This window comes from Escherichia marmotae, assembly GCF_002900365.1.
Taxonomy (GTDB): Bacteria; Pseudomonadota; Gammaproteobacteria; order Enterobacterales; family Enterobacteriaceae; genus Escherichia; species Escherichia marmotae.
The window spans coordinates 2,970,027-2,981,771 of sequence record NZ_CP025979.1 but is presented as its reverse complement, the minus strand read 5'-3'; the positions used below and the strand labels follow the sequence as shown (position 1 = coordinate 2,981,771).

The following is an 11,745-nucleotide window of genomic DNA, read 5'->3' as shown; positions in this document are numbered from 1 at the left end:
TTATTGCGGCCAAAGTTGCTGGTGTAACGACTCAACGACATCAGCAATACGCGGGCCCATTCCCAGAATCAGGTTTTGATCAACGGTGATAATACGCTGGTTCTTCCAGGCGGCAGTGTGGGTAATTCCGGCAATAGAACGCAGACGATTAATATCGCCATCGACCATTTGTGAGGTTACGACAATCACTTCAGGGTTAGCCGCAATCAGCGATTCCGCGCTGTAGCTTTTGTATTGCTGGTGGGTAGCGACGTTTTCTGCTCCGGCAAGCGACAAAATGGCGTCTGCGACGCTGCCTTTACCGGCAACCTGTGGCGCACTGCCGCCAGCAGAGAGAATAAACATCGCTTTAACCGGGGCTTTTTTTGCTGCCACGCTTTGCTGTACTCGCTCCAGGCGTTGATTGATTTGTGTCACCAGCGCGTCACCTTGTTCAGGAACCTGTAACGTTTTTGCCAGTTGATGAATGTTGGCGTACATCTGCTCAAGGGGGGCGGGTACACGCGGCAGAGTGACGACATTGACCTTTTGCGCCCGTAGCTGGTCGAGCACAATTTGCGGTCCTGCATCCTGCCAGGTAATTACGCTATCCGGGCGAAGTGACAAAATGCCTTCGCTGCTTAGCTGTTTCCAGTAGCCAATATGCGGCAGTTTGGCGGTTTCTGGTGGATAAGATGTCGTTTCATCGACACCAACCACGCGGTCGCCAGCGCCCATCGCGTAGATCAGCTCCGTCAGTGATCCTCCTGCGACCACAATGCGTTCGGCAGCCGTTGCACTAAAGGCCCAGCTAAGTGCCAACACTGCCGTAAACAGTTTTTTCATGGGGATACGTTTTACAGTGGTCTTCGCGGTGGAGGCCATAACTGAAATACATAACGTTAGTGGGGAAAAAAGAAACAGCCTGTTGGTGATCCTTGGCAGCATATGAGAACTAGTATCAAATTGAGAATGATCATGATTATCATTTGAGTTATATATGAAACACAACCATCGATTCAATACACAAGGTGTTACAAGCGTATTTATTTTTGATTTTTATCAAGATGCTTCGTCAGCTAACGTTATTGTTGCCGACTAAATTTCAGGGCGGGAAAAAGCGAAGATCTCAGGGATATTGCGGCTTACAGAGCGAAGATATGGGGAAATTATTGCCGTTAACGACAAAGCTTCGTGATGACGCCGTGAGGAATTACCACAAGAACAGGATGGTTTCCAGGAGACAAGATAGATTTCATAACCCCCTGTTTATTGTGCTAATAGCGGTTAAAAAAAAGCTTGATCATAAAAAATTGATAGATAATAATTCTCATTATCACGCTTGGCTTTAACAAAATATGACTATATGGATAACAAAACCATAGCTTTTGCGAAGGATAACGCACAGCACTCTTCACTTCAGACGTGGTGTACCACTTTGCCTGACAAAGAGGGCGTGCTTTTGCGCAATGGTCAGAAATACCAGGTAATTTCACGGGATATAAACGCCAATTAACTCACCCGGCTAATACTATCGCGTTGAATCACAAATAAATTTATTTTTCGCCAGCCCCCCCGGTTTTTACCCAGGCAGCCAGCATTTTTTATTTTCCTCATGGAGAATCGCTATGTCACGTCCGCAATTTACCTCGTTGCGCTTGAGTTTGTTGGCTTTGGCTGTTTCTGCCAGCTTGCCGACGATTGCTTTTGCTACTGAAACCATGACCGTTACGGCAACAGGGAATGCACGCAGTTCCTTCGAAGCGCCAATGATGGTCAGTGTTATCGACACTTCCGCCCCTGAAAACCAAACGGCTACGTCAGCCACCGATCTACTGCGTCATGTTCCAGGGATTACCCTTGATGGTACTGGGCGTACAAATGGACAGGATGTGAATATGCGTGGCTATGACCATCGCGGTGTGTTGATCCTTGTTGATGGTGTTCGTCAGGGAACTGATACCGGGCACCTGAATGGGACTTTCCTCGATCCGGCGCTGATCAAACGTGTTGAGATTGTCCGTGGACCTTCGGCATTACTGTATGGCAGTGGCGCATTGGGAGGGGTTATCTCCTACGATACGGTCGATGCAAAAGATTTATTGCAGGAAGGACAAAGCAGCGGTTTTCGTGTCTTTGGCACTGGCGGCACGGGAGATCATAGCCTGGGGTTAGGCGCGAGTGCTTTTGGGCGAACGGAAAATCTGGATGGTATTGTGGCCTGGTCCAGCCGCGATCGTGGTGATTTACGCCAGAGCAATGGCGAAACCGCGCCGAATGATGAGGCCATTAATAACATGTTGGCGAAAGGGACCTGGCAAATTGATTCTGCCCAGGCTCTGAGTGGATTAGTGCGTTATTACAATAACGACGCGCGCGAACCAAAAAATCCGCAGACCGTTGAAGCTTCTGACAGCAGTAATCCGATGGTTGATCGTTCAACGATTCAACGTGATGCGCAACTTGCTTATAAACTCGCGCCAGTGGGCAACGACTGGTTAAATGCCGATGCAAAAGTTTACTGGTCGGAAGTCCGTATTAATGCCCAGAACACGGGGAGTTCCGGCGAATATCGTGAACAGACAACAAAAGGTGCCAAACTGGAGAACCGCTCCACGCTGTTTGCCGATAGTTTTGCTTCTCACCTGCTGACATATGGCGGTGAGTATTATCGTCAGGAACAGCATCCGGGCGGTGCGACAACGGGCTTCCCGCAAGCGAAAATCGATTTCAGCTCCGGCTGGCTACAGGATGAGATCACCTTACGCGATCTGCCGATTACCCTGCTCGGCGGAACCCGCTATGACAGCTATCGCGGCAGCAGTGATGGTTACAAAGATGTTGATGCCGACAAATGGTCGTCTCGCGCGGGGATGACTATCAACCCGACCAACTGGCTAATGTTATTTGGTTCGTATGCCCAGGCATTCCGCGCGCCGACGATGGGTGAAATGTACAACGATTCTAAGCACTTCTCGATTGGTCGCTTCTATACCAACTATTGGGTGCCGAACCCGAACTTACGTCCGGAAACCAACGAAACTCAGGAATACGGCTTTGGGCTGCGTTTTGATGACCTGATGTTGTCCAATGATGCCCTGGAATTTAAAGCCAGCTACTTTGATACCAAAGCGAAGGATTACATCTCCACAACCGTCGATTTCGCGGCGGCGACAACCATGTCTTATAACGTCCCGAACGCCAAAATCTGGGGGTGGGATGTAATGACGAAATATACCACTGACCTGTTTAGCCTTGATGTGGCCTATAACCGTACCCGCGGCAAAGACACCGATACCGGAGAATATATCTCCAGCATTAACCCGGATACCGTTACCAGCACCCTGAATATTCCGATCGCCCACAGTGGCTTCTCTGTCGGCTGGGTTGGTACGTTTGCCGATCGCTCAACACATGTCAGCAGCAGTTACAGCAAACAACCAGGCTACGGCGTGAATGATTTCTACGTTAGTTATCAAGGACAGCAGGCGCTCAAAGGCATGACCACCACTCTGGTACTGGGCAACGCCTTCGATAAAGAGTACTGGTCACCGCAGGGTATCCCGCAGGATGGTCGTAACGGAAAAATTTTCGTGAGTTATCAATGGTAATCATCAGCCCCGATATTTCGGGGCATTTATCTGGAAGGAAGAGAGACAATGAACCACTACACACGCTGGCTTGAGTTAAAAGAACAAAATCCCGGAAAGTACGCGCGTGACATCGCAGGTTTAATGAATATCAGCGAAGCAGAACTGGCATTTGCCCGTGTCACGCACGATGCGTGGCGGATGCGCGGCGATATTCGTGAAATTCTCGCGGCGCTGGAAAGCGTTGGCGAAACCAAATGTATCTGTCGTAATGAATATGCTGTTCATGAGCAAGTTGGGGCATTTACCAACCAGCATTTGAACGGCCATGCCGGATTAATACTCAATCCGCGCGCGCTGGATCTGCGTCTGTTTCTCAACCAGTGGGCCAGTGTTTTCCATATAAAAGAAACCACGGCTCGCGGCGAACGTCAGAGTGTTCAGTTCTTTGATCATCAGGGCGATGCGTTACTGAAAGTTTATGCCACCGACAATACCGATATGGCGGCATGGAGCGAGCTTCTGGCGCGTTTTATTGTCGAGGAAAATACGCCGCTTGAGTTAACAACGGTTGATGCACCTGCTGCGCATAGCAACGTCGATGCCAGTGCTGTAGAGCAAGAGTGGCGTGCGATGACGGATGTTCATCAGTTTTTTACGCTGCTCAAGCGGCATAACCTGACGCGCCAACAGGCGTTTAAACTGGTGGCAGACGATCTGGCCTGCAAAGTCGCCAATAGTGCGCTGGCGCAGATTCTGGAATCCGCCCAGCGAGATGGCAATGAGATCATGGTGTTTGTTGGCAACCGTGGCTGCGTACAAATTTTCACGGGTGTGGTAGAAAAAGTGGTGCCAATGAAAGGCTGGCTGAATATTTTCAACCCAACATTTACTCTTCATCTATTAGAAGAGAGCATCGCTGAAACCTGGGTTACCCGTAAACCGACCAGCGATGGCTACGTGACCAGCCTGGAATTGTTTGCCCATGATGGTACGCAGATTGCGCAACTTTATGGTCAACGTACAGAAGGCGAACAAGAGCAAGCGCAATGGCGTAAACAGATTGCGGCACTGACGCAAGAAGGCGTTGCTGCGTAACGTGTCATTGTCCGGAGGTCTGGCTGTCGCCGGGCCTCTTTATAAATATCGGCTGGAGAATTCAGACCAGATAATCAATATGTTGATGCCGTACCAGTTCGTTGATCCGCCTGAGGTTGAGGATCATCATAATATTGTGTTTATGGCAGTAGAATGTTTTTAATGAGATTTTTAGTTTTCCCAGAATATCTTCTGTCGTCATTTGATTTGCAATGCAGGTCAGAACCTGATGCTGTTTGCGCGAGAGTGACACATCCGCTTCTGGCGCAGAACAGTAACTGCCATTGAGCAGCGCGACAAAGTCAATAATCGTAATATTTCTCTGAACAAAAGTTACCGGGACTTTCCCCAGACAGCGTTTAATATTAAACGGCGAGAAAACAATGACATGGACAGGTTGCAGACGTTCAATTTTGTTGAGCATTGATGAGTGGAATACATTATTCATTAACGTATCAATAATCACCAAAGCACTCTGATGTAACGTTAAGTCAATCTCTTCTTCGTTCTGTATATGAACGACATTACCCTTACTCAAAATATTTTTCATTGCGGTGAAAAATATGATGTCTTTGGTAATTATAAGAAACATAACCGACTCCTGTTGCGAGCATTAACTTCATAATCAGGTTGCCAAAGGTAATAAACAGGGCAGGACTTATAATTATAGTTGTATATTAATATTCATATTAAAGATGCAGATATTTGGGAAATATCTGCATCTTTAAACTAAATTATTTCACCAGTTCTGGCGTTACCTGGCTAACCGCATTGGTGTAATAAGGTGCGCCCCAGCCGGGTTCTGGCCAGAATGCGCCGTAGCCGTAATCCCACAGGTTGTAGGTGGTGTTGACCACTTCTCTCAAATGCCACACCTGAATCCCCTGTACATTCACGTCAACGAAGTTATACGGGACTTTATTGATAAAACCTGGCTGTTCGCCCTGAATCGTGCCGAGAACGGTGACAAAGTGGTTACGGTAGTTCACTGGGTCAAGGAAGCCATTTTGTCTGGCGAGCAGGCGACCCTGATAGTTGGCTTCAATTTCAGGTTTGGCATAGCTATCCAGCGGTAATACGGCGATTTCTAACAACGTATCTGTTTTGCCGTTAATAACGTTGATAACCTTACCGCCAAAGCGTGCCTGTTGACCAACATACAAATTTGGTTGGTTATGAACAGCAACAAAACTTTTTTGAATATCAGGTTGGTTATTGCCTTTGATATTTTGCGGAATCGAACTACATGCGGCAAGAAAAAATGAAAGGCTGAAGATGAGTGCACCTTTTGTCTTGTTCATGTTACTATCCTTATCAACAAATGTTAAAACCATAATAGATATTTCTTTATGGTTTTCATCCAATTCTCAGGTGATATGCCTGATAGTAATGTAAACCTGTCTGATATTTATATCTTGAACATTAGTCCCAGAGAGAGCATTGCTGTGTGATGTTATTACCCGTCTATTTATAATACTAGTCCTTTATTTAACTATTTTAATTAAATTGTTTTTTCTCTTATGGAACATAGAGTGCTAATTATTATCATTATGGTGATAACTGTTTATTAAAAGGGAAACTATTTATCTGTGAGGGCAGGAAGCGCAATTTACTGAAATTGCACGATCTCGCATCCGCTAAGAAATGATACGCGCTGCGTCAACGATTAGGGGCACAGTCGCCCCCTTTGTTTATTTTAATCGTTTACCTGAATCATCAACCACTTTCTCACCGTCTTCTTTGGTGAACGCCCCTTTCTGAGCATCCGGCAGGATCTCCAGCACTACTTCCGAAGGGCGGCACAGCCGGGTTCCCAACTGTGTTACCACAATTGGACGGTTAATCAGAATCGGGTGTTGCAACATAAAGTCGATTAACTGATCGTCAGTAAATTTATCGTCTGCAAGACTCAGTTCCTCATATGGTTCAACGTTTTTACGCAGCAGCGCGCGTACCGAAATTCCCATATCGGCAATGAGTTTGACCAGCTCGTCACGAGCCGGTGGGGTTTCCAGATAGTGGATAATAGTCGGTTCTGTACCGCTGTTGCGGATCATCTCCAGTGTATTACGCGACGTGCCGCAGGCCGGGTTGTGATAAATGGTAATGTTGCTCATATCAGTATCTCATTACAAAGTGAAAGAGAGACGTAGCGCCAGCGTGACCAGCGTTACAAACAGCACCGGCAGGGTCATAATAATTCCTGTACGGAAGTAATCCCCCCAGCTAATCGTCATATTCTTCTGCGAAAGTACGTGCAACCAGAGCAGTGTTGCCAGGCTACCAATTGGCGTAATTTTCGGCCCCAGATCGCAGCCAATAACGTTGGCGTAAACCATCGCTTCTTTGATCACGCCAGACGCCGTGCTGCCATCAATAGACAACGCACCAACCAGTACCGTAGGCATATTGTTCATAATAGAAGAGAGGAAGGCGGTCAGAAATCCGGTGCCCAGCGTCGCGGCCCACAGACCGTTATCTGCCAATACATTAAGTACGCCAGAAAGGTATTCTGTTAGCCCCGCATTGCGCAGGCCATAAACCACCAGATACATGCCGAGTGAGAAGATGACAATCTGCCAGGGTGCGCCGCGTAGCACTTTACCCGTATTGATAGCATGGCCGCGTTTAGCGATTACAAACAAAATTAGCGCGCCCACTGCCGCAATGGCGCTTACCGGGATACCGAGCGGTTCCAGAACGAAAAATCCCGCCAGCAAAAGCAATAAAACAACCCAGCCCGTTTTGAAGGTGGCAGGATCTTTAATTGCTTCGGCGGGAGGTTTCAGCAATGCCATATCGTAGTTCTGTGGAATATCTTTGCGAAAGTAGAGATGCAACATCACCAGCGTGGCCAGTATTGCGGCGATGTCCACCGGCACCATGACCGAGGCATATTCGCTAAAGCCGAGGCCAAAGAAATCTGCCGAAACGATATTTACCAGGTTGGATACGATAAGCGGCAGGCTGGCGGTATCGGCAATGAATCCAGCCGCCATGACGAATGCAAGCGTTGTGCCTTTACTGAAACCTAAAGCCAGCAACATGGCGATAACGATCGGCGTCAAAATAAGTGCCGCGCCATCATTGGCAAACAGAGCCGCAACGGTCGCACCGAGCAGGACTATCCAGGTAAACAGCAAGCGGCCACGCCCATGACCCCAACGTGAAACATGCAGCGCCGCCCATTCGAAAAAACCGGATTCGTCCAGCAGCAGGCTGATGATAATAACGGCAATAAATGCAGTAGTCGCATTCCAGACAATATTCCACACCACAGGAATATCGCCCGGATGTACCACACCCGTAACTAACGCCAGTCCCGCGCCCAACGCCGCACTCCAGCCGATGCCTAAACCTTTCGGCTGCCAGATAACCAATATGATGGTCAGGACAAAAATAGCGCCTGCCAGTAACATAATGCCTCCCTGAAATAACATATGCGAAAATTCATATATGTGTGGGTGAATTTTTTAGCTGCAAATGGTCTTACTGTCTGCGGAACAATTTTGTCGGGCCAGGTTACGGACAATTGCCTGAACATTTTCCTGTTCACATCTCCTGGTCTGCTCAATAATTTTCGCAGCCCAGGAAGGAATATGCGGCGATAAACGGTAATGAACCCACTTACCTTGTTTGCGATCCAGCAATAAGCCGCTTTCACGCAGCAATGCCAGGTGGCGTGAGATCTTGGGCTGCGACTGATTCAGGGCAGTACAGAGATCACAGACGCATAACTCACCCATCTCGCTGAGCAGTAAAACGATACTCAAACGCGTTTCATCGGCAAGAATTTTGAACAGTTGGATGGGTAACAGAATTGACATATTGCGCTCCTGATTGTTGCAGGTAGTGTCTATCTTCGAAATGAATAAGTCAAAAACATATATGATTTAACGGATGTATAGGTGCAAAGGAAGGTAATGGGTGTGAATTAAGAGTTGGGTATTTATTTGAAAAGGGGTCTGAATCAGGACGTAAAAAAACCGACTTTGCGTCGGTTTTTTACTTTCCAGCCCAGAGTTGGTGGCCCTGGTCGGAGTGAGTTCTTATCTAACAGTTCAATACTATTAGGCAGAGGCTAACATTGCAAGGCAAGCGTTAGCGATTTCTTCAACTGGCGGGGGAGCGCTTCGGTATATACCGAGGTGAAAGACGATTGATATACTTTCACTTGATCGCCGCCGTACTAAGGCTTGTCTGAATCAGGACGTAAAAAAACCGACTTGTCGTCGGTTTTTTACTTTCCAGCCCAGAGTTGGAGGCTCTGGCTGGAGTGAGATAGTCATCATCTAACGCATCAATGCTAATACCATACTGAAACTATTGCAAGGACATGCTGGTTTTATAACCTATAAGTGCTGTATAATTATCCAGTTAGCTCTGAGGCATTTTCACTCTGGCAATGCGCATAAACGCTTTCAAAGTCCTGATCAGTGGTACGGGTGGTGCCGTTAATTGATGCTCTGGTCGGAGTGAGTTCTTATCTAACAATGAGACATGCGCCGTGACAGGCAATGGATGAGTAAGCGGATGCATTCTCACTCCATAGCATGGAGAAAACGGGTGATTGATAAAGCAATCATTGTTCTTGGGGCGTTAATTGCGTTGCTGGAACTGATCCGCTTCCTGCTTCAGCTTCTGAACTGATAGCGGAAACGTAGCTAAGGGCAAAGAGCACACCACTCTTTGCCCTTTAACATTTAACGCATAGTAACGAACTCTTCTGCCGCCGTCGGGTGAATAGCGACGGTGTTGTCGAAGTCTTTCTTGGTTGCGCCCATCTTCAGCGCTACCGCGAAGCCCTGCAACATTTCATCCATACCAAAACCAATACCATGAATACCGACAATCTTCTCTTCTGGCCCAACGCATACCAGCTTCATGCGGCACGGCTGGCGGTGAGTGGTGACAGCGGTATACATGGCGGTGAAAGAGGATTTATACACTTTCACCTGATCGTCGCCGTACTGCTCACGCGCCTGCGGTTCTGTTAAACCAACAGTACCAATCGGCGGATGGCTGAAAACGACGGTCGGAATATTGCTGTAATCCAGATGTTCATCCGGCTTGTTATTAAACAGGCGTTCAGAGAGACGACGACCCGCTGCTACTGCAACCGGCGTCAGTTCCACCGCGCCAGTGTTATCGCCCACCGCGTAAATACCTTCAACGTTAGTATTTTGATATTTATCGACGACGATATAACCTTTTTCGTTGGTTTTAACGCCAGCAGCTTCGAGGTTGATATTGTTATTGGCAGGTTCACGCCCAATCGCCCAAATCAGGCAATCCACCGTTTCACTGCGACCATCTTCCAGCTCCAGCGTCAGGCTGCCATCGGCATTTTTCACCACCGCTTTCGGGATTGCATTGGTGTGCAGTTGTGGGCCTTCGGCGTTCATCACCTCGACCAGTGTTTCAGTGATCATCGGATCAAAGCTGCGCAGTGGTGCGTGTTTACGCACAAACAGATGCGTTTTCGCGCCGAGGCCGTTAATCACGCCAGCCAGTTCAACGGCGATGTAACCTGCGCCAACAACCGCCACGCGCTCTGGTAAAGCGGGAAGGGCGAAGAAACCATCGGAATCAATGCCGTATTCCACGCCCGGAATATCCGGATGGCTCGGACGGCCACCGGTGGCGATCAGAATATGATCAGCAGTGATGGTTTCACCGTTAACTTCCAGCGTTTTGGCATCAACGAAGCGAGCAAAACCTTTGATTACATCAACGTTATTTTTACCGAGTACGTTTTCATAGGAGGTATGGATACGGTCGATATAGGCGGTACGGCTGGCGATCAATGTATCCCAGTTGAACTTATTAATGGTGGTATCAAAGCCATAATCCGGGCCGTACATGTGGATGGCTTCACGGATTTGCGCCGCGTGCCACATCACTTTTTTCGGCACGCAGCCGACGTTCACGCAGGTGCCGCCCAGTTCTTTGGCTTCAATCAGCGCGCATTTCTGGCCGTACATAGCCGCGCGGTTGATGGAGGCGATACCGCCGCTGCCGCCGCCGATGGCGATGTAATCATAGTGTTTAGTCATGACAGAGTGTCCTTATCGTTGATTACCGCGATTGTAGCGCGAGACGTAAAAGGTGCCAGCAATGGCTGCAATTACTCCGGTACGATCCAGTTTACGGTAGCGTGCCCGGTGCCTGCCGGAACCAGTTTGCTGTGTAGCCACGGCAGCACGTTATTCATTTGCTGTTCCAGCTTCCACGGAGGGTTAATGACAATCATGCCAGAAGCAGTCATGCCACGGCGATCGCTGTCTGGCAGCACCGCCAGTTCAATTTGCAGAATTTTGCGAATACCGGTCGCTTCCAGATCGTGGATCATGCGCTTAATTTGCTGACGCAGCACTACCGGATACCACAATGCGTAAGTGCCAGTGGCGAAACGTTTGTAGCCTTCTGCTATCCCACTGACCACCGCCTGATAGTCTGTTTTCATTTCATACGGCGGGTCGATAAGGATCAGGCCACGGCGGGAGACCGGCGGCAGTTTAGCTTTAAGCTGCAGGAAGCCGTCGGCTTTTTCTACGCGCGCACGGCTGTCTTTCTGAAATTCAGAACGCAGTAACGGATAATCGCTGGGGTGCAACTCGGTCAGTTGCAGGCTGTCTTGTTCACGCAGTAACTGACGGGCAATCAACGGCGAACCAGGGTAATAACGTAGCTGCCCACTACGGTTGAAGTGTTTTACCACATTGATGTACGACTCCAATTCTGCGGGCAGGTCATCCTGCTGCCAGATACGGGCGATGCCTTCGAGATATTCGCCTGTACGCTCGGCATGTTCGCTACTTAACTGATAACGCCCCGCACCCGCGTGGGTATCGAGATAGAGAAACGGTTTATCTTTCTCTTTCAGCGACTCGATGATCAGGCTCTGAACGGTATGTTTAAGGACGTCGGCGTGGTTGCCAGCGTGAAAGCTGTGGCGATAACTGAGCATGGGTAAAGGTGTTCCGGTAAGTAAAAATCGGCCCGTATTCGGGGCGCACAAAAGCGTATCAGAACAGTATACCGAAAAGAGGCCGCCGCCGCGAAAGCGTAACGTTTC

At 48.5% G+C, this 11,745-nt stretch carries 11 protein-coding genes; 3 read left to right on the top strand and 8 right to left on the bottom strand.

Annotation, left to right across the window (positions count from 1 at the left end):
* Entirely contained in the window at positions 1-924 is a 924-nt protein-coding gene (shuT, locus tag C1192_RS15465; protein WP_038354373.1) for a heme ABC transporter substrate-binding protein ShuT, read from the bottom strand.
* Between the two features lie 776 nt (positions 925-1,700).
* Here shuT and chuA point away from each other — a divergent pair.
* Both chuA and chuS read left to right on the top strand, forming a co-directional pair.
* Complete coding sequence (gene chuA / locus C1192_RS15455; RefSeq protein WP_306173772.1) at positions 1,701-3,590, top strand: TonB-dependent heme/hemoglobin receptor ChuA/ShuA; 1,890 nt, start codon at positions 1,701-1,703, stop codon at positions 3,588-3,590.
* Positions 3,591-3,638: 48 nt separating this feature from the next.
* Positions 3,639-4,667, top strand: a complete 1,029-nt coding sequence (gene chuS / locus C1192_RS15450) for a hematinate-forming heme oxygenase ChuS (RefSeq protein WP_001017197.1) — start codon at positions 3,639-3,641, stop codon at positions 4,665-4,667.
* A gap of 61 nt (positions 4,668-4,728) precedes the next feature.
* Here chuS and C1192_RS15445 read toward each other — a convergent pair whose 3' ends face one another.
* From C1192_RS15445 to arsR, 5 genes are all read right to left on the bottom strand, one after another.
* Complete coding sequence (locus C1192_RS15445; protein WP_038354363.1) at positions 4,729-5,259, bottom strand: helix-turn-helix domain-containing protein; 531 nt, start codon at positions 5,257-5,259, stop codon at positions 4,729-4,731.
* Positions 5,260-5,401: 142 nt separating this feature from the next.
* Complete coding sequence (gene slp / locus C1192_RS15435; RefSeq protein WP_001044202.1) at positions 5,402-5,968, bottom strand: outer membrane lipoprotein Slp; 567 nt, start codon at positions 5,966-5,968, stop codon at positions 5,402-5,404.
* Positions 5,969-6,358: 390 nt separating this feature from the next.
* Positions 6,359-6,784 (bottom strand): glutaredoxin-dependent arsenate reductase, encoded by a 426-nt coding sequence (gene arsC, locus C1192_RS15430; RefSeq protein ID WP_000065763.1) that lies wholly within the window; start codon positions 6,782-6,784, stop codon positions 6,359-6,361.
* Positions 6,785-6,796: 12 nt separating this feature from the next.
* Entirely contained in the window at positions 6,797-8,086 is a 1,290-nt protein-coding gene (gene arsB, locus C1192_RS15425; protein ID WP_016249316.1) for an arsenite/antimonite:H(+) antiporter ArsB, read from the bottom strand.
* Between the two features lie 54 nt (positions 8,087-8,140).
* A complete protein-coding gene (arsR, locus tag C1192_RS15420) occupies positions 8,141-8,494 on the bottom strand; it encodes an As(III)-sensing metalloregulatory transcriptional repressor ArsR (protein ID WP_038354362.1) in 354 nt (117 codons plus the stop codon).
* Between the two features lie 739 nt (positions 8,495-9,233).
* On the opposite strand from arsR, the gene dinQ reads away from it, so the two are divergent.
* Positions 9,234-9,317 carry a damage-inducible type I toxin DinQ gene (dinQ, locus tag C1192_RS15415; RefSeq protein ID WP_001295215.1) on the top strand — a complete coding sequence of 28 codons (84 nt, stop codon included), beginning with the start codon at positions 9,234-9,236 and terminating at the stop codon, positions 9,315-9,317.
* Between the two features lie 53 nt (positions 9,318-9,370).
* Here the strand turns inward: dinQ and gorA are convergent, their stop codons facing one another.
* Both gorA and rlmJ read right to left on the bottom strand, forming a co-directional pair.
* The gene (gene gorA / locus C1192_RS15410; RefSeq protein ID WP_038354361.1) at positions 9,371-10,723 is read right to left on the bottom strand and encodes a glutathione-disulfide reductase; all 1,353 of its coding nucleotides are present in this window, start codon (positions 10,721-10,723) and stop codon (positions 9,371-9,373) included.
* Between the two features lie 71 nt (positions 10,724-10,794).
* A complete protein-coding gene (gene rlmJ, locus C1192_RS15405; RefSeq protein ID WP_001517285.1) occupies positions 10,795-11,637 on the bottom strand; it encodes a 23S rRNA (adenine(2030)-N(6))-methyltransferase in 843 nt (280 codons plus the stop codon).
* Between the last annotated feature and the right edge of the window lie 108 nt (positions 11,638-11,745).